At 62.4% G+C, this 20,600-nt stretch carries 13 protein-coding genes; 8 read left to right on the top strand and 5 right to left on the bottom strand.

Translation table 11 applies throughout. The annotated features are described in order from the left end of the window. Positions 1 to 116 precede the first annotated feature (116 nt). Together CHR90_RS00935 and CHR90_RS00930 are read left to right on the top strand one after the other, a co-directional pair. Complete coding sequence (locus CHR90_RS00935) at positions 117 to 1,169, top strand: SIR2 family protein (RefSeq protein ID WP_094406797.1); 1,053 nt, start codon at positions 117 to 119, stop codon at positions 1,167 to 1,169. Continuing rightward, complete coding sequence (locus CHR90_RS00930) at positions 1,166 to 2,905, top strand: ATP-binding protein (protein WP_094406795.1); 1,740 nt, start codon at positions 1,166 to 1,168, stop codon at positions 2,903 to 2,905. The genes CHR90_RS00935 and CHR90_RS00930 overlap by 4 nt, the downstream gene beginning before the upstream one ends. 292 nt (positions 2,906 to 3,197) lie before the next feature. Here CHR90_RS00930 and CHR90_RS00925 read toward each other — a convergent pair whose 3' ends face one another. Then, positions 3,198 to 4,244, bottom strand: a complete 1,047-nt coding sequence (locus CHR90_RS00925) for a Fic family protein (RefSeq protein ID WP_094406793.1) — start codon at positions 4,242 to 4,244, stop codon at positions 3,198 to 3,200. 221 nt (positions 4,245 to 4,465) lie between these two features. On the opposite strand from CHR90_RS00925, the gene CHR90_RS00920 reads away from it, so the two are divergent. Next, positions 4,466 to 7,399, top strand: coding sequence for a toll/interleukin-1 receptor domain-containing protein (locus CHR90_RS00920; protein ID WP_094406791.1), 2,934 nt, complete (start codon positions 4,466 to 4,468; stop codon positions 7,397 to 7,399). Here CHR90_RS00920 and CHR90_RS00915 read toward each other — a convergent pair. The 3 genes from CHR90_RS00915 to CHR90_RS00905 are packed head-to-tail and all read right to left on the bottom strand — an operon-like array spanning position 7,389 to position 12,006. Next, positions 7,389 to 8,090, bottom strand: a complete 702-nt coding sequence (locus CHR90_RS00915; RefSeq protein WP_141210835.1) for a hypothetical protein — start codon at positions 8,088 to 8,090, stop codon at positions 7,389 to 7,391. The genes CHR90_RS00920 and CHR90_RS00915 overlap by 11 nt on opposite strands. Continuing rightward, positions 8,090 to 9,178, bottom strand: coding sequence for a toll/interleukin-1 receptor domain-containing protein (locus tag CHR90_RS00910; protein ID WP_141210834.1), 1,089 nt, complete (start codon positions 9,176 to 9,178; stop codon positions 8,090 to 8,092). Before CHR90_RS00910 ends, CHR90_RS00915 begins: the two co-directional genes overlap by 1 nt. After that, positions 9,175 to 12,006 (bottom strand): tetratricopeptide repeat protein, encoded by a 2,832-nt coding sequence (locus CHR90_RS00905; RefSeq protein WP_094406787.1) that lies wholly within the window; start codon positions 12,004 to 12,006, stop codon positions 9,175 to 9,177. Before CHR90_RS00905 ends, CHR90_RS00910 begins: the two co-directional genes overlap by 4 nt. Positions 12,007 to 12,197: 191 nt before the next feature. Here CHR90_RS00905 and CHR90_RS00900 point away from each other — a divergent pair, with 191 nt between their 5' ends. The 5 genes from CHR90_RS00900 to CHR90_RS00880 all read left to right on the top strand — a co-directional run bounded on the left by CHR90_RS00900 (position 12,198) and on the right by CHR90_RS00880 (position 20,054). After that, the gene (locus CHR90_RS00900) at positions 12,198 to 12,977 is read left to right on the top strand and encodes a hypothetical protein (protein WP_094406785.1); all 780 of its coding nucleotides are present in this window, start codon (positions 12,198 to 12,200) and stop codon (positions 12,975 to 12,977) included. A 12-nt stretch (positions 12,978 to 12,989) separates the two neighbouring features. Further along, entirely contained in the window at positions 12,990 to 15,863 is a 2,874-nt protein-coding gene (locus CHR90_RS00895; RefSeq protein ID WP_094406783.1) for a tetratricopeptide repeat protein, read from the top strand. Beyond that, entirely contained in the window at positions 15,860 to 17,551 is a 1,692-nt protein-coding gene (locus CHR90_RS00890) for a patatin-like phospholipase family protein (protein ID WP_094406781.1), read from the top strand. Before CHR90_RS00895 ends, CHR90_RS00890 begins: the two co-directional genes overlap by 4 nt. A gap of 34 nt (positions 17,552 to 17,585) precedes the next feature. Continuing rightward, positions 17,586 to 19,103 carry a DUF2235 domain-containing protein gene (locus tag CHR90_RS00885; protein WP_094406779.1) on the top strand — a complete coding sequence of 506 codons (1,518 nt, stop codon included), beginning with the start codon at positions 17,586 to 17,588 and terminating at the stop codon, positions 19,101 to 19,103. A gap of 63 nt (positions 19,104 to 19,166) precedes the next feature. Further along, entirely contained in the window at positions 19,167 to 20,054 is an 888-nt protein-coding gene (locus CHR90_RS00880; RefSeq protein WP_094406777.1) for a DUF4231 domain-containing protein, read from the top strand. A gap of 35 nt (positions 20,055 to 20,089) precedes the next feature. On the opposite strand, the gene CHR90_RS19365 is transcribed toward CHR90_RS00880, so the two are convergent. Continuing rightward, the coding region (locus CHR90_RS19365) for a hypothetical protein (RefSeq protein ID WP_170941241.1) at positions 20,090 to 20,600 on the bottom strand (511 nt) is incomplete at its 5' end.

Below are 20,600 nucleotides of genomic sequence, written 5' to 3'. Positions count from 1 at the left end.
CCCGATCCTAGTTTGATACTTCCAGGTGATCTGCAAAGTTCATTGCTAGTTAAGATAGCAGTCACACCAACGTCATCTCCGCGATAGAATTACAATCTGACCTTTTGGGTGGAGACATGGCGGTCAAGACAGACTTCGAGGTGGCGCGCGAATTCGCGCAAGGGGCGCTCAATACCACGCCAGTGATCATATTGGGCAGCGGTGCTTCAGCCGCCCACGGTGTGCCGGGCATGGGGCCTCTGGCCGGGCGTCTGGCAGCCTCGGTGACACCGCACGTTTGGGCCTTAGACGAAACGGCTGAATGGACTCGCTTTTTGGCCCAGCTCACGGCTGGCCATGATCTGGAAAGCGCGCTCCAAGCCGTGCGCCTAACCGACCGGCAGACCAATTTCGTAGCTGAGGAGACACGATCCTTTCTCCTACCGTCCGATCTTGCGGTTCTTACAGCGCTTTTGCTCGACCGTCGCAGCCTGCCGCTATCGCGTCTTTTCAAGCACCTTTCGACGAGCACGCACCAAACGGTGCATGTCGTGACGCCCAATTATGATCGGCTGGCTGAGTACGCAGCGGACGTAGCCGATTACTCAACCTTCACTGGCTTTACCCAAGGCCATGTGCAGACACGTAAAAGGCAGGAAGGGTCCCGTGGCGCGGCGGCTCGAAGGGATCAGCCTCGCACGGTCTGCGTCTGGAAGGTTCACGGCTCCCTAGACTGGTTCCAGGGCGGGAGCCAGATCGTCGGTGTCCGATCGGCCGGAGAGACACCGGCCGGCTTCACGCCGTTGATGATCACACCAGGGATCGACAAGTACCGCCTCGCGCACGATGAGCCGTTCCGCTCCATCTTCGCCTACGCAGACAAGGCGCTAGAAGAGGCTCGCGCCTACTTTTGCGTCGGTTACGGTTTCAACGACGTGCATGTGCAGACCAAGATGATCGAGCGCTGCGAGCATGATGCTGTTCCGCTTCTCGTGATCACCAAGGAGCTTACGCCGACGGCAAAGGCCTTCCTGCAAGGCGGCCGCTGCCGACGCTATCTGGCTCTCGAAGAGGGGGGCGGCGGCGCAAGGGCCTATACGCACGACCAACCCGCTGGTTTCGACATCCCAGGCGAGCCGATCTGGAGCCTCGACAAGTTCCTCGACATGACGATTGGGGTGAAGCCATGAGCATTCTCGATTTTACTGACGACGACGCCTTGGGCCGTGTGCAATCGGTCGACACGACCACCGTGGTCGTCCGCATCGATGACGTCGAGTCCCTGCGTGGTTTGCAGGTCAATCGGTTGGTGGCTCTGCAGAGCAGCATGGCAGGCCAGCGCCTGATTGGCGTGATCCAGAAAATCACCCGTACAGCCGTCGAGGACGCCAAAATCGGTGACGTCGACCAGGGCGAGCAGGCCTATCCAGAGCTTAATCTGGTGCGGATCGCCCTGATTGGGACGTTGCTTGATCTGGTCGGCGAGCGGCCTAACGTTTTTCGGCGCACGCTGGAGACGGTGCCAGAAATCGATGCGCGCTGCTTTGCCTTGGAAGGCGAACGTCTGACCCGCTTCATGGGAGTCATCTCCGCAGTGACTGGCGCGGGCCAGCGCCTGTCACTGGGCAGCTATACGCTCGACGAGAACGCAGAGGCTTTCGTCAATGGCAACAAGCTCTTCCAACGACACGCCGTCGTGGTCGGCAGCACTGGATCGGGTAAGTCATGGACGACGGCGCGAATGCTCGAGCAGATCGCCGACTTGGGCGCGGCCAATGCCATCGTGCTGGACATGCACGGCGAGTACGCTTCGATGGCAGGAGATGGCTTTCACCACTTCCGCGTCGCCGGTCCTGGCGACATCGAAGCCGGTCGTGGTCTAGACGACGGAGTGCTGCACCTGCCTTATTGGCTGATGAGCTACGAGGCTCTAACCTCAATGCTCGTCGACCGCACTGACCAAAACTCGCCAAATCAGGCGATGGTAATTTCGCGCGCTGTGGTCGAGGCAAAGAAGACATTCCTGACAGTCGGAAAGCACGATGATGTGCTCGCCAATTTCACGATCGACAGCCCCGTACCTTTCGCCATGAAGAGTGTGCTGGGGGAGTTGGATCGCTTGAATGTCGAGATTGTAGCTGGTTCGAGCGGCCGTGATAAGCAGGGTGATTTCCACGGTAAGCTCAGCCGACTTATCCAGCGCCTTGAAGCTAAGCAGGGTGATCGGCGCCTCGGGTTCCTTTTTCCTGCCGATGGAGTCGCCGACACCTATGACTGGCTGGACAATGTAGTAAGGGCGCTCCTGGCGGGACGTTCGGCCAAAGGCGGCACCGGCGGCGTGAAGATCATCGATTTTTCCGAAGTACCTTCTGATATCTTACCGCTGATTGTTAGCATGGTCGGCCGCCTAGCCTTCTCGGTGCAACAATGGAGCCCGCCGGGGCAGCGCCATCCACTGGCGCTGTTTTGTGACGAAGCGCACCTATACATACCGCAAGAGGCCAATTCGGCAGCGGCTGAAAACGCAATCGCGACGTTCGAGCGGATCGCCAAGGAAGGCCGCAAATACGGTGTAGGCCTCGTCGTCATCAGTCAACGACCTTCGGAAGTCAGTCGCACAGTCGTCAGTCAATGCAGCAACCTGATCGCCATGCGTTTGACCAATGGTGATGACCAGGCAGTAGTTCGGCGCTTGCTGCCGGACAGCCTGGGTGGCTTTGGCGACCTTCTTCCTGTTCTCGACACCGGCGAGGCGCTGGTAGTTGGAGATGCGATCTTGCTTCCAACCCGGATTCGCATTGCCCAGCCCAAAAACGAGCCGCTGAGTGGTACTATTGATTTTTGGGATCGCTGGGCCGATCCGGAGGCAACAAACGCCCTGGCCGACGCTGTCGGCTTTTGGCGGCGTCAGACCATGAATAAATAGGCGCGGCCCCATAAAGAACACTTTTTAACAAAACCCCACATAATGCAAGTTATAAGACAGTCACCGTTCCCGCCTACAGCCAGTGCTTTGCAGCCTTGCCCGTTCAGACGCACAGTAGGGGCCGACCAACTGCCGCGAGGTCCGTGTGCTTGCGATCCTTCATTAAACAATCGGCGTTTTCCTTAATTTGCCATAGGCCAAAAGTAAGCGGGCTTAATTAACGGCGAGGACCAGAGCCGCGCTCGGGCCCAAAGGGTATCTCCGCCGAGGCATGCACCCAGCCCTTAAGGCGCTAGGGGAGGCTATACCACGTCGAGCGCCCGCCCCCGTGGCGCACCAGCAGCCCCTTTTGGACCAGGGATGCAAAGAGGGTTTTGAGCGTGTTCGGGCTTGCGCCGACCTCACGCACCATGTCGCGGGTGGTGACGCGCCCGTGGTCGCGCACATAATCGAGAATCTTGACGGCCAGTTCCGGCAGAACCGCGACGGCATTCTTCTCGCGCTCCACCTTTGCCGCCAACCGCCGCTTCTGCTGCTGCACGGCACGCAGAAAGAAAACCAGCCAAGGCTGCCAATCCGGACTGTCACTGCGAAGGGTACCCTGGGTTTGGTGCAAGGCCAGATAATAGGCCTCTTTACTCGTCTCGATCACATTTTCCAGCGAGGAATAGGGCACCCAGGCGTACCCCGCCTGCAGCATAAGCAGCGTCGTCAAGACCCGGCTGAGGCGGCCATTGCCGTCCTGAAATGGATGGATTGCCAGAAAGGCGACGATAAACACGGCAATCGTCAGCAGCGGGTGAAGCCGCGCCAGTTCGCGGGCTTCGGTCAGCCACGCCAGAAGCTCCTGCATTCGGCGGGGGGTGTCGAAGGGGCTGGCCGTCTCAAACACAATTCCGATCATTCGACCGCTAGCGTCAAAGGCCGCGACGTCGTTGCGAACGCTCTTATAGTCGCCCCGATGCCGCTCGTCCTTCTCGCTATGGCGCAAAAGGTCGCGGTGCAATTGTCGGATGTGGTTTTCCGTGATGGGAATGTCGGCCCACGCGTGAAGGATGGTTTCCATCACCTCGGCATAACCGACGACCTCCTGCTCGTCACGGCTAGAGAAACGCTTGATGTCGAGGTCGGCCAGAAGATGCTCGACCTCGTGATCGGTCAGCTTACTGCCCTCAATGCGGGTCGAAGAGCCAATGCTCTCGATGGTCGCGATCCGGCGCAGGGCATTCAGGCGCTCGGGCGCCAGAGTGCCCAGGGCGCGCCAGGCGCCCTTGAACTCATCAATTTCGGCGATCAACGCCAAGATTTCCGGCGTGATCTGAATCGTCTCAGTCTTCATGCACCGGAATACATACCGGATTAAACCGGATTAGTCACCCGAATAGACACCGGAATAGACCGGATTGGGGCGGCACTGTTCACTGTGAAATGCATCCAGGGCAGAGGCGCCGGCCTGCCTACCCGGTGGAGGTATCTCACTCTCAAAAACCGGATGTCCTGAAGCACCCGGCGATGCAATAGTGATTGCCTAAAGTTGTAGAGACCGGGGCGGCTGAGACCATGAAACGACGGCGGCTTTTTCTGAGCCATGAATCCTCGCAAAAGCAGGTCATGACGCAGCTTGCCACTGCGCTCGAACCGCACGACATCGACGTTTGGTTCGATCAGGAAAAGGTCGGCACGTTCGACACAATCGCGCCTGCCGTGCTCGACGGCCTCTGGTCGTGCCACGCCTGTCTCGTCTGGTGGTATGGCGAGTATGACGTTCGGCGCGCGTGCCAGTTTGAACTAACGGCGGCCCTAGCATCGGTCGCCGCCGCCCGCGCTCCCGGAACCCCGGCGCGGATTTTCCCGGTCGCGCCGGAGGGGGTGCTGAAAGACCCGATTCTAGGCCGATTGAAGGCCGAGCGGGCTGCAATCATCCCGCACTCCCCACCGACCGCAACGGAGATTGCGGCGCTCGCGGCAAAGCTCGCCGCAAAACTCCAGCCGCTCGAAACGACGTTCTTTCGACTGACCGACGCCGATCCGGCCCGGCCAACCGAGCCGTCGAACCCGGATTTCGTTGGGCGCGCGCGGGAGTTGCTGGAGCTTCACGCCGCCCTTTGGCCCGATGCGGCGGGCGTAGAGGGCACCGGTAGCGCGCAGGCGTTGGTCGCCGGGCTGGGCGGTCAGGGCAAGACGGCGCTGGCCGATGAATATGCCCGCCGCTTTGCCCGCAGCTACCCGCGCGGCACCTTTCGGCTCAACCTACAAGGCGACGGGGAGACGGAAGCGGGCTTCGATGGGCGGATCAACAGCCTGCTGCGCACCCAGGCGGAAACCCTCGGCCTAACCCCTGATCCCAACGCCACTACGGCGGCGCTGCGCGGGGCGCTGGCGCGCGCGCTTCAAACAGCGCCGCCCTACCTATGGCGGGTGGATGATGTGCCGGAGTTTATCACCGCTGAGCAGGTTCAACTTCTTCGCGCCCCCACCGACCAGGCGGCAACGCTCTTCACCAGCCGCTATGAATTACCGACGGTCGGGGCGTTTCGGCTGAAGCGCCTTAACGATGCCGATGCGCAGCGTCTGATCCGGACGATCGCCGGGGATCGAGGCTCTGCGGCCGACCTACAGCGCTTGATCGATACCGTCGAGGGGCACGCGCTGTCCCTGCGGCTTTTGGCGTTTCGTCTGAAAGCCACAGGCGATGCAGCGGAGATATTGACGACGCTGGAACAGGCCCCGCTAGAAGGGTTGGAAGCCTTCGCCACGCAGGCCGCCCTGCGCCGGGCCGATCTAACCAAGGGTGTCTATGCAACCTTGGTCAGCAGTTTTCATCTTCTTGAGGAAGGCGGGGAGGCGCGGGCACTTCTCGGTCTGCTCGCCCACCTCGCCCGCGCCCCTGTGCCTTGGCGCTTTCTCTGCGACACCCTCGGCACCGCTGCAATGGCCGATGCCCGCGATGCGGTCGAGCTGGGCGGCTTGTTGGATTTTTCGGTCGAACCCTCCGGCACCCCCGCCGAGGCGATCGAACTTGTCCGCCTCCACCCGCTGCTCGCCGATTTGGCCCTTGCGGAGCCGGGCTTCGGCGATGCCCCGCAGGTGGCAGAGTGGCTTGGTGCAATTGTTTTCGCCTTGCTGGCCGATGTGCAGGCTATTGACAAAGACGCCGGTCATTATCGCCGCGACCCGCTCAGCGGTTGGCTGCTTCCCCACGCGAGGCAGCGGGCGGAAGTTGGACTGGCACGGGGTGAAACCACGCTAGGGAGTTGGGTCGGGTCGGCGCTCCACTGGATCGGCGACCTTCCCAGCGCAAAGGCACTGGAAGTGCAAGTTCTGGAGGCCCGGCGCCGCACCCTGGTGCCGGAGCATCCCGACACGCTCAGCAGCATGAATGATCTGGCGAGCACGCTCCGCGCTCAGGGCGACCTGCCCGGCGCGCGGGCGTTGCTGGAGCAGGCGCTGGAAGCCTTCCGCCGCCTGCTAGGGCCTGAGCATCTCGAAACGCTCATCAGCATGGGTAATCTGGCGGGCACCCTCCAAGACCAGGGCGACCTACACGGCGCGCGGGCGCTGCAGGAGCAAGTGCTGGAGGCTCACCGCCGCATACTGGGCCCGGAGGATCCCAAAACGCTCATCAGCATGGGTAATCTGGCGAGCATCCTCCACGACCTGGACGACCTACCCACCGCGCAGGTATTACAGGAGCAGGTTTTGGAAATCCATCAGCGCACCCTGCCACCGGAGCATCCAAACACGCTCACCAGTATGAATAATCTGGCGGAAACCCTTCGCGCTCTGGGCGACCTGCCCGGCGCGCGGGCGCTGCTAGAGCAGGCGCTGGAAGCCCGCCGCCGCATTCTGGGGCCGGAGCATCCCGACACGCTGAGCAGCATGAGCAATTTGGCTCTCACTTTCAAAGCTCAGGACGACCTTACCGTCGCACAGGTGCTACAGGAGCAGGTGCTGGAAATCCGTCGCCGCCTTCTGGGGCCGGAGCATCCCGACACGCTCACCAGTCTGGACAATCTTGCGGGCACTCTCCAGACCCTGGGCGACTTGCCCGGTGCGCGGACGCTGCAAGAGCAGGTGGTAGAGGCCCGCCGCCGCACCCTGGGGTCGGAACATCCCCATACGCTAAACAGTCTGAACAATTTGGCGGGCACTCTCCAGGCTCAGGAAGACCTCCCCGGAGCACGGGCGCTGCAAAAGAGTGTTCTGGAAGTCCGCTGTCGCACACTAGGGCCGGAACATCCCAAGACACTTAGAAGCATGAATGATCTGGCGGAAACCGTCCGCGCCCAAGGCGACTTGCCCGGCGCGCGGGCGCTAATGGAGCAGGTGGTCGCCACCCTGAGCCGCACCCTGGGGCCAGGGCATCCCAACACGCTCGATAGAATGGCCAAACTAGCGCTCGTTCGGAAAGCCTTGGGGGACGCTGCCGGGGCGCGGGCGCTCTGGCAAGCGATCCTCGACGCCCGGCGAGGGAGGACCACCCCTACCCCTTAAGCGCCCCCGCCAACAGCGCTACCAGCCCCGCAGGTTCGGGGGTTTGGGCGGCTTGTTCGGCAAAGCTCTGGAGGTGCGCCGGTAGCGTGCCCATCGGGTCTAAGCGCAGCGACGGCGTTAGATACTCGGGCAGATTCACCCCCAAAGCAGCGGCGGCCGCTGCCGTGGCCCCGCCGAAGCTGGGGATGAGGTAGACCGCGCGTTTCGCTGCGGCCTGCAAGCTGATTTCCTCCACCACGCCGGGGCGGGGGCCGCTGAAACCGCTGGTTTGGCCGCCGATGGCAACCAGCCCGGCGGTTGTCTCCGCCATATGCTGGCGCAGGTGGGTGAGGAGAGCGGCTTTGTCGAGGCCCGAGGCCGGGGGCGGGACAGGCTCCAACGTCACCTCGCCGTACCATGCCATCACAAAGTGCTGCGCCTCATCGGCGGAGGCATTCGCCCCCGGGACGACCGGCCAGATCAGCCGCGCCTCTTTATCCTGCGGAAACTCCTGCTGGCGCCGCACCAGTGCTGCCAAGTCCTCGGTATACCCATACCGGCGCAAATCGCCGCCATAAACGAGGTCATAGCCGCGCCGCAGCAGCAGCCGGGCGATATCCAGCAGCGCCGCGCGCACATGGGCTTCCGTTAACCCCAAGGGGGCTAGATCGGGGCTTTCCGAAATCGAAAGCTGCATCCGGGGGCGGGGCATCACAGAAGCTCCTGCGGGGTTTTGAAGCAGGCGTTTGGGGCAACCGCCTGCACGATGGCCAATTCGTCGGCCCCCAGGGGCGGGTCGGGGTAGAGATAGGCCAGCGAAAGCGCTTCGCCCCCCACCAGCCGCGCCGGTTCGGGCGGGCGCGACAGGATTGTATAGCCTGCCGTCTGGGCGGGGTCGAGGCTGCCGCGCCAGCAGGCAAGACTCAGGGTTTCGCGCAAGGCCGCCGCAATCAGAATCAGGGCCGCGTGGTCCGCCGCGCCGGGGGATGGCGGCAGCGCGACGGTGCGCAGATTGCCACTATGGGGAAAGCTGCGGCTTTCGCCCCGGCGGTGCATCAGCCCGACGATGATCGGCAAATCCTGGCGTTTCGCGGTCAGCATCTCCGTCTGGCACCAGGGGCGGCTGGCGTAGGCGTCCGACTGCAGCACGATCAGCATGCCCCGCCCGGCGTTCTGGCGCAGGGAGGTGGCCCAATCCTCCCCGGCTTTGATCGCGGCGGCGTCGTAAAACGCCGCCAGCCCATAATCGGCCAGCTTATGCTGCACGGTTACCGCAAAGGCGTCGCCATCGGCCTTGGCGTGGCTGACGAACCAGCGCTCCGGCGCGCGCGGGCCGAGGAGGGCATCGAGCAGCGCATTCAGCACCCGCACTTCGGTATGGGTGGCAGGCGGCTCTCGGTCGTTCGGCCCATGGCTATTCTTATGCAGGGCATCGAGCCAGGGCGCATCCCAGCCCACCTGCTGCACGGCGGCTAAATCGCGCGGCAGCACGGCTTTCGGAACCTCCAGCGGCACGATAAGCTGGGTCCGGTTCGCTTGCAGCAGGGGCACCAGCCAGGGCGGGGGGGCATAGAGCAAGGGGAACAGCGCCGCATCGACCAGAAAGATCACACCATGCCGCGTGTCCGGCCCCTTCAGCGCCGCCGTAACCGCCCCCACCTGCGCCCCCGGCCCCCACACCCGCACGGCAAACGGCTCCTGCTCCCACGCTAAGCGCTTCCGCAAATCCGCCATCGCCCGCCGGGCAAACGGATGGTCGGAGACGATAAAATGCAGCATCAACGGCGACGAACGAATCACGGGGCCTCCGGCGGGAGCAGCTTGAGGTGACGGGCGAAGTCGGTGAGGGCGGTGCGCGCCTGGGCATGGGCGAGGGTCGGTAGCAGCGGCAGGATGGGCCGCAGCAGCTCGCGCGCCTCGGCGGTTTTGCCAAGGTTGAGGAGCGTGACCGCCAGATTGTTGATACTGCCGAGCGTGGCGGGATGCTCCGGCCCCAGAAGGCGGCGTCGGGCTTCTAGCACCTGTTCCTGCAGCGCCCGCGCGCCGGGCAGGTCGCCCTGATGATATAGGTTCGCCGCCAGATTATTCAGACTGGTGATCGTGTCGGGATGCTCCGGCCCCAGGGTGCGGCGGTGGATCTCGAGAACCTGCTCCTGCAGCGCCCGCGCGCCGGGCAGGTCGCCCTGAGCGGAGAGCGTGCTCGCCAGATTGCCCATGCTGATGAGCGTGTCGGGATGCTCCGGCCCCAGAAGGCGGCGGCGGGCCTCCAGCACCTGCTCCTGTAGTACCCGCGCGCCGGACAGGTCGCCCTGCGACTGGTGAGTGCCCGCAAGATTGCTCAGACTCGTAAGCGTGTCGGGATGCTCCGGCCCTAGAGTGTGATGGTACGCTTCCAACACCTGCTCCTGCAGCGCTCGCGCGCCGGAGAAATCGCCCTGAGCGTGGAGCGTGCCTGCCAGATTACTCAGACTGGTGAGCGTGTCGGGATGCTCCGGCCCGAGGATACGACGGCGGATCTCCACTACCCGCTCCTCCAGCGCCCGCGCGCCGGGCAGGTCGCCCTGATCGGAGAGGATGCCCGCCAGATTATTCATACTGTTGAGCGTGTGGGGATGCTCCGGCCCCAGAAGGCGGCGGCGGGCGTCTAGCACCTGCTCCTGCAACGCCCGAGCGCTGGGCAGATCGCCCTGGGCACGAGAGGTTTCCGCCAGATTGTTCATACTGATAAGCGTGTGGGGATGCTCCGGCCCTAGGGCGCGGCGGTGGGCGTCTAGCACCTGCTCCTGCAACGCCCGCGCGCCGGGCAGGTCGCCCTGAGCGCGGAGGGTTTCCGCCAGATTATTCATACCGGTGAGCGTGTCGGGATGCTCTGGCCCCAGAAAGCGGCGGCGGATGTCGAGAACGTGCTCCTCCAGCGCCCGTGCGCCGGGCAGGTCGCCAAGGGCGTAGAGGGCAGATCCGAGATCAGCGGCGAAATCGGGCCGCGCCTCCTCCAGTTCCACCGCCGCCCGGTGGCGTGCGTGCGGCATTAGCATGGTTGCGAGAGCGTTGCGGCGGAAATGCCCCGCATCGTCGATAATTGCCTGCAACTCCGCGCGCAAAACCCCATCCAGCGCCGTCAGCCCCTCGCTCAGGCTTTCCGCGGCCCCAAACGCCTCGGGCAATTCACGCACCACCTCGGCCATCAGGGGATGCAGGCGGCGGCAATCTAGCCCGCCCGCAAGCGTTTCACGCAACAACCCCTGCGTTGTGAGCCATTCTAGTGCCGGAACCAGCCTATCTGGTCCGATAAACCGCTGAAGAAACGCGACGGGCACCGGCGCGGACGCCAGTCGCGCCAGCAAGCCCAGCAGGGGACGGGCAAAATGATCGGCGGGAATCAGGCTAAGGCTGGTGAGCAGCGTTGCCAGAACGGGCCGCACCTTGGCCCCGCCGAGCTTTAAGCGCGCGGCCACTTGTTCCAGCGGGGCGAGCGCCGCCCCGGTTTTGCTGAGGAAGGCCGCAGGGTCCGTCCCGCTGTGAACGCCGCGCCCGATCAGGTTGAGCGCGAGGGCGTGGCCATCGACATGATCAACAAGTTTTGCCGCCATATCGTCGGCCAATGTCGGGCTAAGCCGTTTTAGCAGCCGCAGCCCATCGCTGGGCGATAGACGCTCCAAGTCAAACTCCGGCATGCCGGAGACCTTGGCGCGGCTGGTCAAGAGGCAGGTTCCGTGACCGTTGGGCGGCAGAAAATCCGCCAAATCTTCCACTGAAACGCCGCCGCGAATATCATCGAGCAGCCAGAGGTAGGGCGTCGTCAGCTTCTCGCCGATCCGCCCGCGCACAAAGCGGCGCGTGGCATTTTCCGGGCGGAGAATGCCGAAATCATCGGCAATATCGGCGAGGGCTTGATCGAGCGCCGCACCGCTGGCCGCCCAATCGCCCGCATCCCCGGGCAGATTGATGCGATAGACGCCGCCCGGATACCACGCCCTGAAGCGCCGGGCGAATTCCTTGGCGAGTTCCGTCTTGCCTTCGCCGCCCATGCCCGACACGAGGGTTACGGCATCGCCGCCCCCCTCGGTTCCAGCGCGCCCGGCGTGCATCCGCCCAAAAAGCTGCAGCAGCTCCTTAGCGCGACCGACGAAGTTGGTATTCGGCGCGATGGCCTCGCGGTTCGCTTTATCCAGCTTGGTCGCGCCGAAGGGCTGGAGGGCATCCCCGGCGCGGCTTTTGAGGGCGTTCACGAGGGTGTCAAGCTCCGCCTCGGTCGGCTCGGTCGAGAGGGGCGCGGCGAGCAACCCCTTAAAAATCCCTGCCTCGGCATAGTTGCGCGCCGCATCTGGGCCAGCGAAAAACACCCGCTGCTGGTAGCTATGCTCCCCTTCCGCCCGGCAGTGGGCGAGGGCAGTGATCAGTTCGAAGTGGCAGGGTTCGGACTCTTCATAGCCGTCGAACCACCAAGCCAAGAACAGGTGACTTTCGGCGATAGCTTGGCGAATTTCCTCGGTAATCGGCTCCAGCGGGTCAATCTCGCGCTCGTCCAGCCAGACTTTGAAGGTCGGCTCCAGCTTCGGGATCAACCGCGCTTTCAGAAAGGCTTTCTGCGAACTGCGGTGACTGAGGAAAATCTGCGTCTGGGCCATTCTGCATCCGAACCTGGAACCTCGCCAATTAGCCTATCGAATACCGCAAAAGGGTTAAAGAGCGCTTTCGCCTAAAACGCGCTTCAGTCAGGCTAACACCTCTCTAAGCTGTTATCTTGCCATTCACTAAGTCCAATTGCGGCAGGCCGCGTCCTGGGCTGCCTCCATCGCTCTTCCCCGGAGATCCGTCGATGGCTGAACCCGATTCCCCGCAGTTTAAGCTTGCCATCACCGTAATGAGCATCGCCGCGGGCTTGATGACAGTGCTTGTCACCGGGCTTTTGTGGGCGGCGGCCCGCAGTGGGAACCCAAATGACTTCCTCGATACCGGCAAGCTGCTGCTCACCGCCATTCTGCCGGTTGTCTCGGCCTGGGTGGGGACGATTTTGGCGTTTTTCTATTCGAAGGAGAATTACCTCGCGGCCTCCCAAGGCACCTTGGATGCGGTGAAAGCCGTCAGCGCGCGGCTTGCTAGCAGAAAGTTGCGCGATGTGATGATGCCGAAAGCCTCGGTGATTGCCGTCACCCTGGGGCCGAGCGGGGTTTTGGGCGATCTAATGTGCGCACAGGTTGTGGCGGGGTTCGAGACGCTCACACCGCAGCAGCAGCGCATCAATCGCCTGCTGTTTTTGCGCGCCGACGGTAGTTGCGCCGCCGTCCTGCACCGGTCGATTTGGAACGAGATGCTGGCGCAGGTTTATCAGGCTCCGGGTAAATCAATTGACCTGAAGGCCGATCCCCTCTCCGCCCTCATCGACCAATCCCAACCGGGCGGCACCGGCCCGTGGAGCGCCTTCCTCAGCCGCACCCTTGCCTTCGTTGGCGAGGCGGGCTCGCTGGCCGATGCGAAGGCGGCGATGGCGGCGGTGCCCAACTGCCAAGATGTGATCGTGACCCGGTCCGGCATCCCGACCGAGCCGATGCTGGGCTGGATTTCGAACGTCGATATCACCCGCGAATCGCAAGCCTAAAGCGGGGGCGTTATGACCTCGCGGCAGATCTTCCTCAGCCACCATTCTGCCGAAAAGCCCACTATTCGGCGTTTGAAGGCCCGGTTGGAAAGGCCCGATCTTCGCGTCTGGCTGGATGAGCGCGAAATCGAACCGCTGGAGCCGCTGTCTGAGAAGGTTCTCGACGGGCTGCGGTCCAGCGCATTTTTCTTGGCCTGGTGGTTCGGGGAGTTTGGCGCGTCGGTCGCCTGTCAGTTCGAACTCATCACCGCCCTCGCTTCGGCCCAGCCCCAGGCGGCGGTAGGGCAAATTCTGGTTGTAGGGCCGGAGGCGATTCTGTCCGACGCGGCCTTGGGGCGGCTGAAGGCAGTGAAACTGCCGATCCTGCCCGCCGATCCCAGCGATGCGGCGTTGGACACGCTGGCGGACCAATTGTGCGCCCATATCGCCGCGCACGACAAGGTGCAGAGTTTTGGGGCGATGGGCCTGCGCGTCGCCCGCAGTGATGAAGCCGCCGACCCGCGTTTCGTTGGGCGGGCGCGGGAACTGTTGGAACTCCACGCCCAGCTTTGGGCCGACGCGCCGGGGGTAGAAGGGCAGGGGGCGGCGCAGGCGCTGGTCTCCGGCCTCGGCGGCCAGGGCAAAACCCAGTTGGCGCAGGAATATGCGCGCCGCTTCGCTGTTTGTTACCCGGGCGGTTTGCTGCGCCTCAATTTGCCGGGCGATACCGTCAGCGAAGCCGATATTGACCGGGAGATCGATACGGCCCTATTGCGCGCCGCCCAACGCCGCAACCTGCCCACGGGGACCGGCGCGCGCGATGAGGTTCGCGGCGCCTTGTTTCACTATTTCAACGGCAAGGGGGCCTATCTCTGGCTGGTGGATAATGTGCCCAGCCGGGCGAACGAAGCGCAGATTGCCGCCCTGCGCGCACCAAGCGGGGAGGGGACGACGCTCTTTACCGCCCGCGCCCGGCTGCCGGGAATCGCCGCCTATCCGCTCGACCGGATGCGCCCCGCCGATGCGCTGCGCTTGCTCAAGCGGATTGCGGAAGCGCAGGAGGGGCCGATCTATCCGGCGGATCGGCTGGAGCCGCTGATTCAGCATGTCCACGGCCACGCGCTATCGTTGACCTTGCTTGGGCATGCGCTGGCTGACGGGATCACGCCGGAAACCCTGCTGGCGCAGGTAAAAGGAACGCCGGTTGCCGGGCTGGAAAGCCTGATGGAAAAGTTTGAGGCCGATGAGGACACGTTTCGCCCCGTGCTGGCCACCCTGCGGACGACTCTGGACCGCCTACCGACGCAAGGACCGCCCGGCACCAGCCGCACCCTGCTCGGGCTGCTGCCCCATCTCGCCGCCGCACCCGTGCCAGTCAAACTCTTGCAGCAAGCCCTGGGAGAAGCAGGCCTCGCCGCCGCCCAGCGTCCACTCTACAGCCTGGGCCTGATCGACCGCGACACGCGCGCGGCCTTCCCAGGGGGAGAAGCGGTGCCGGTCCTCAGTTTGCATCCTCTGCTGGCTGAAGTGGTAACCCTGCTGCCCGGATTCACCGACGCCGCGCCCGTGGCGGGGTGGCTGGAGGCGATTGATTCGGCCCTGCTGGCGGATATGCAGGCGATTGACGCAAATGCCGGCCACCATCGGAGTAACCCCGTCAGCGGTTGGCTGCTACCGCATGCGATAAAGCGGGCGGAGGCAGGATTGGCACAACGGGAAGCAGGGTTAGGCTCGGTAACAGGGCAAGCATTGCATCTTGTCGGTGCCTTAGCGGGCGCAAGGGCCCTACAGGAATACGCTTTACAAGTAGACCGGTGCAAATTGGGACCGGAACATCCCGATACACTCACCTCTATGAATAATCTTGCAGTTACTCTCTCCGCCCAAGGAAATCTACTGGCCGCACAGTCATTGCAGGAGGAAGTAGTAATTTCTTTCCTTCGCATTCATGGTCAAGAACACTCCTATACGCTTGCAAGTATGAATAACCTGGCGCAGACATTGTGGAAAAGTGGGGATTTGCCGAAGGCGCTGGTGCTGCAAGAACAGGTACTTGAGGTTCAACAACGCACTCTAGGCCCGGCTCACCCCGACACGCTCATAACTATAAATAATCTGGCGGGGATTCTCCGTGCGCAGAACGATCTCACAAGGGCTCAGAAGCTTTATGAAAAAGCACTAGAACTTTTTCAGAAAAAATTTGGATCGAAACACCCTAACACTCTAACTGTGATGAATAATCTAGCAAATACTTTTTTTGCGCAGAATAAACTGAATGAAGCGCGAAAAATACATGAGAGCGTGTTGCAACTTCGCCGTTCTCGCCTGGGTGAGGAGCATCCCGACACGCTCATCAGTATGAATAATTTAGCGGGAGTACTCGGCGCCTTAGACGATTTGGCGGGCGCCTGTACTCTTCAAGAACAGGTCTTCGAGGTGCGCAGTCGCACCCTAGGGCCGGAGCACCCGGCTACACTCACAAGCCAAAACAATCTAGCAGGGACACTCGCCGACCAGGGCCACCTGTCCAAGGCGCGAGCGCTTCAAGAAGGGGCGCTTGAAACTCGCCGCCGTCGTCTAGGACCGGCTCATCCTGACACACTTACAAGCATGAATAATTTAGCGGCAATTCTTTGCGCTCAAGGTGATCACTCCGCCGCGCGGGCACTCCTCGAAGAAGGACTGTCGTCTCTGCGGAAGAGTTTAAATGAAGAACATCCTCGAGTACTGATTTGCATCGCCAACCTTGCGCGCACCGTCGCCGACCTCGGCGACCTTCCCGCCGCCCGCGCGCTGCTCGCCCCCACTCTCCACCTTATCCCCACGATCCCACAAGCCGACGTTCAGAACGCCCTGACGAACACCGCCCGCCTCCTCGATCTTCCTCTCCCCGGAGACCCGCCATGACCCAGCCGTCCGCCGATCAAGTCACTGCTGTGTTGAATAGTTCCGTCCAGGCGCCGCTGGATGGCTGGTTTCAGGTTGCCTTGGTGCTGGCGGGAACTGCCTCCACCGGCGCCTATACGGCGGGGTTTCTCGATAAGCTGATCGAGGCGCTGGATGCTTGGTATGGCGCGAAGACCAAGGGAGAGGATGTTCCCCAGCACGAGGTGCGGCTGCGCGTCGCCACTGGGGCGTCGGGGGGCGGGGTAAGTGCGGCACTGTTGGCGCGGATGTTGGCCCATGGGATCGAGCCGGTCCGGCCCGGCTCGACCGAGGATGTGGGCAAGGCGCATCTGCTCTATGACACCTGGGTCAACCGGCTGGATATCAGGGGCATGGTCGATCTCTCGGACCTGCAGCCCAATCAAACCCCTAAATCCCTGTTGAACGGTGCCCCGATTAAGGCCGCGACGGCGGCGGCAGCGGCATTGCCGCGCGCGCCGCTGCCGTTGCCCCACGGGTGGTATCAGCGGCCCTATGTCGATAATCCGTTTCGGGTAATTGTCACCTTGGGCAATCTGACCGGCGTGCCCTATGCCATTCCCTTCGAGGGCGGTAAATCCTTCAGCGCCCGCGCCCAGGCCGATTATGCCCGCTTTGCCTGCGATATTTCTGGGCACGGCGCCCCGAAGCTGGACGCCTATACGCGCCCCGACGAATTCTTCGAAGCGGCGGGCACGGAATGGAATACGCTCGCCACCTATGCCGCAGCCGGGGGCGCCTTTCCCTTGGTTTTGCCGCCCTATTCGCTGACCCGCCCGCGCGCCCATTACGATTATCGCGCCGTCGTCGTTCCCGGCGAGGAAGGCCGCGCCCGCGCGTTGCCGCTGTGCCCGCAATGGACGACCCCGGAGGCCAAAGACTATTCCTTCAATGCGGTCGATGGCGGCATGTTCAATAACGAACCGATTGAACTTGCGCGCACCTATTTATCCGGCCTAACCGGGCGCAACCCGCGCGACGGGGATAAATCGGACCGCGCTGTGATTCTGGTCGATCCGCTGGCCGACGTCGTGCCTTTGGGCGAAACGCAGGCCGGGAATGCGCTCGATCAAGGCCGTACCACCCTCGACGGGTTTATGCAGCACAGCCGCTTTGCCAGCAGCGACCTGCTGTTGATGGCCGATCCGAATGTCTTTAGCCGCTTTCTGGTTAGCCCCGTCCGGCGTGACATCACGGGCGAAAAAGCCTTGGCGAGCGGCGGGCTTGCGGGGTTCATCGGATTTTTCAACCGCGATTTCCGCAACCATGATTATTGGTTGGGCCGCGCCAACTGCCTGAAATTCCTAGAAGAGGAATTCGTGCTGCACGCGGGCAATCCGCTGTTCCAGCACGGACGCTGGACCGAGGCGCAGAAGGTCCGCTTCAAGAGAAAGGCCAAGGATGGCTATCTGCCGATCATTCCGCTGATAGACGAGGTGGCGACGCCGGATCAGACGGTTGACTGGCCCGCGAATAAACTGACGGCGAAGTCGATCTCGGACACCCTCGATCAGCGCGTGAACAAGATTATTACGCATACCGCCGGTGGCGCGCTGAACTTCTGGTTCAGTGATCTGCTCATTGCCCTGGCCAGAGGCTTTGGAACCAAGGCGCTGCTCAGCAAACTCGAAGCAAGAGCCGCAAAAGATTTGAAAGACTGGAAACTTTAGCCCGCCCGCACCCCTCTTGCCGGAGACTAAGATCATGAGCCCCTCCCAGCGCCTGATTATTTGTTGTGATGGCACCTGGAATACGCCCGATATGGAAGATCGCGGCGTGCCATCACCCACCAATGTAGTTCGGCTGCATAATTCCGTGGCCGCCAGTGATGGGGCAGGGGTCCCCCAGAAAAGCCATTACCATCCCGGCGTTGGCACGAATGCGGGATTGGTCCGGCGGGTTTGGGGCGGCGCGCTCGGCCTTGGGCTCGATCAAAATATTATGAGCGCCTACCGAACGCTCTGTGATCACTATACCCCTGGCACGGATATCTTTTTATTCGGGTTCAGCCGGGGGGCCTATACCGTGCGCAGCCTCGGCGGTTTCGTGGGCCGCTGCGGGCTGCTGGACCTCACGGGGCTGGCGGATCGCGAAATCTGGCGCCGCATTGGCGAAGCCTTCGATCAGGGATACCGGAAAAAACGCGACGGATGGGCGGCGCAGTCGGGGTGGACATTCTTACCCCTTCCCGAGGGGCAGGTGGTCCTTCCCATCCGGTTTATCGGCGTTTGGGATACGGTCGGGGCCCTGGGCGTGCCGGACGAACTGGCCGTCGCCAATATTTTCGATAATCCGCGCGACCATGATTTTCACGATACGGACTTGGGCAAAAATGTCCGCACCGCCCGCCACGCGGTTGCGATGGACGAGCGGCGACAAAGCTTCCAGCCAACCCTCTGGACCAAGTTTGAGGGGCGGGACGTCAAACAAATTTGGTTCCCCGGCAGCCACGCCGATGTTGGCGGCGGCTATAAGGAAACCGGCCTGTCCGATGGCCCCCTAGAGTGGATGATCCAGGAGGCGAGTGCAGCAGGCTTGGCCTTCGATCCCCATTTCACCGCGCAAATCCATCCCAACCCGTCGGATGTTCAGCACCGTTCAGACCAGGGGATTTTCTCGGCTCTCCCCACGATGCCACGCGCCGTGCCCGTGGTTGGCAGCCCTGATCTGCACCCTTCGGTGGCGCAACGCAGGGCGGCACCACCGATAACCCAGGCTCCCTATCGACCGACAGCGCCCTTCACGCCGGGCAGCCCGCTAACGCTCGAGATTTATGCCAATCAACCGTGGAACGATACCGGCGTCTATCTCACCGCCGGTCAGCCTTATACGTTCAGCGCCGAAGGCGAGTGGCTGGACGCCGAGATGCGTTGCTCCCCTGATGGGCCGCTCGACCGGCGCTTAACCTGGGGGCGGTTTTTTCAGGGCGTAGGCGGTTTGGGGGATCGGATCGAACCCCTCCTGAAACGCCTCACCGGCAACGAAAACGCCGATTTCCGCTTTTCGCGCCGCCATCACGATTGGCCCTGGTTCTATTTGGTCGGCGCGATTGGCAATGGCAGGGTGGAGAAAGAGAAGATCATCCCGCACGAGAGTTTTCGCATCGGAAGCGGCCCCGTGACCTATACCCCGCTCGAGTCGGGATATTTCTATGCCTACGCCAATGATGCTTGGGGCTTTTACGGGAATAATCGCGGGCGGGTTCGGTTAACGATCACGTGACCCTCTGATGCAGATCGACGCCTCTTATCTCATTCAACCCTACGGTCGGTGGGCCCGTTCACAATGACGAATAGCATTATTCCCCTTTTGGATCGGCTAGCCGAGCGCCAAGCCGAACTCTCGGCAACGGGCAATCATTTGAAACGGCGGTTAGAGAGCATACGTCTCACCTGCTTTGGGCTGTCGATCACAGGGGCCGCACTGGCAGCGGTTGCGGGGGGCTTGCCGAGCGATGCCGGCCGCGCCGGTTTGACTTGGACGGCAACCGGTATGCTGGCGCTGGGAACTTTCTTGACCGCCCGCATGTTGGGGCAGGACGCGGTCGCGCAGCATGTGACCGCGCGCATGGCCTCCGAGGCGTTAAAACGCGAAGCCTTCCTCTATGCAACCGGGGCCGACCCTTATAGTGAGAGCAGCACGCGGGATCAGCTTCTTGCCGACCGCATCGAAGCGGTCGAAATCACAACCGAAGGCCTCGCGCTTCAGGAGCAGAAAGCGCAGGGAACCGGCACGTGTCCGCGCGGCTTTCTCGATGCGGCAGCATACATGACATCGCGGGTAGATGAGCAGATTGCCTTTTATCGCAAGACCGCCGACCGCCTGACCTTGCCGTCACGGCTTTTACATCGTGCTGAATTTCTTTTGGCGGGGGCCGCTGCCGTTATTACAGCCGTCGCTGCGACTACGGCGAAAGGCGGCTTCGATCTGGCGGCCTTGACCGCCGTTATCACGACGGTGGCCGGAACGGTTCTCGCCCACGGCCAAGCGGCACGCTATGACGCGCTGATAATTAGTTACCGGATCACAGCCCGGCGGCTCGCCCATTTAAAGGCAACCCAATCCCCCGAGGCGGGTGCTGCGGAAATCGCCGCTGCCGCCGAAGCCATAATCGCGGCCGAAACCAAGAGTTGGCAGGCGCTGTGGCTGAAGGAGGAGCGCCCCAAAGCCTAGGCGCACGGGTTGGGCGGTTCGGGTCAGCGACCGTATTACCGCCGCTTGCGAAAGGCCGCTTCGATCTCTGCCATATGGGGATGCTGGATATTTTTGTCGCGCAGAGCCTTAAAATCCTCTTCAATGAGTTGCTCCCAGGGCTTGCCCTGAACCGCCGTCCCCCTTAGGCCGAGATAAATCGCATCCGCTTCGGCAATCCGGTTTTGAAACATCAGGGCGTGAGCAAGGTTGCTCTTGATCCAATCGAGACGGGCATCGAGCCCTAACCCCGCGTTTGCGCGCTGCTCGGCACCGGTAAAATCTTTATCGAAAAGCGCCTCGTAGGCTTGGCTGCCATAGAATTCAGCCAGTTTCGCCGTGACCGCAGGAACCCAAGTGCTTTGATCCGCGCTTAAAAGGCCGCGCGCATTTAAATCCGATAGGATCGCCAGTGCTTCGGAATAATGCTTCTCGGGTCGTTCCCCGGCGAACGCCAAGCGCACAAGACTGACAATGAGATCCGTCTGAAACTCGATATTCCCCGGTTCCTGGGCCGCCAGTTTCCGG

This window comes from Elstera cyanobacteriorum, assembly GCF_002251735.1.
Classification (GTDB): Bacteria; Pseudomonadota; Alphaproteobacteria; order Elsterales; family Elsteraceae; genus Elstera; species Elstera cyanobacteriorum.
Note: the sequence above shows the minus strand (reverse complement) of the source record. Positions and strands in the feature narration are given on the sequence as shown.

Coding starts and splice junctions, on each gene's coding strand:
- CHR90_RS00880 (WP_094406777.1), top strand. CDS start 19,167: ATGACGAATAGCATTATTCCCCTTTTGGATCGGCTAGCCGAGCGCCAA.
- CHR90_RS00890 (WP_094406781.1), top strand. CDS start 15,860: ATGACCCAGCCGTCCGCCGATCAAGTCACTGCTGTGTTGAATAGTTCC.
- CHR90_RS00930 (WP_094406795.1), top strand. CDS start 1,166: ATGAGCATTCTCGATTTTACTGACGACGACGCCTTGGGCCGTGTGCAA.
- CHR90_RS00895 (WP_094406783.1), top strand. CDS start 12,990: ATGACCTCGCGGCAGATCTTCCTCAGCCACCATTCTGCCGAAAAGCCC.
- CHR90_RS00900 (WP_094406785.1), top strand. CDS start 12,198: ATGGCTGAACCCGATTCCCCGCAGTTTAAGCTTGCCATCACCGTAATG.
- CHR90_RS00920 (WP_094406791.1), top strand. CDS start 4,466: ATGAAACGACGGCGGCTTTTTCTGAGCCATGAATCCTCGCAAAAGCAG.
- CHR90_RS00915 (WP_141210835.1), bottom strand. CDS start 8,090: ATGCCCCGCCCCCGGATGCAGCTTTCGATTTCGGAAAGCCCCGATCTA.
- CHR90_RS00935 (WP_094406797.1), top strand. CDS start 117: ATGGCGGTCAAGACAGACTTCGAGGTGGCGCGCGAATTCGCGCAAGGG.
- CHR90_RS00925 (WP_094406793.1), bottom strand. CDS start 4,244: ATGAAGACTGAGACGATTCAGATCACGCCGGAAATCTTGGCGTTGATC.
- CHR90_RS00885 (WP_094406779.1), top strand. CDS start 17,586: ATGAGCCCCTCCCAGCGCCTGATTATTTGTTGTGATGGCACCTGGAAT.
- CHR90_RS00905 (WP_094406787.1), bottom strand. CDS start 12,006: ATGGCCCAGACGCAGATTTTCCTCAGTCACCGCAGTTCGCAGAAAGCC.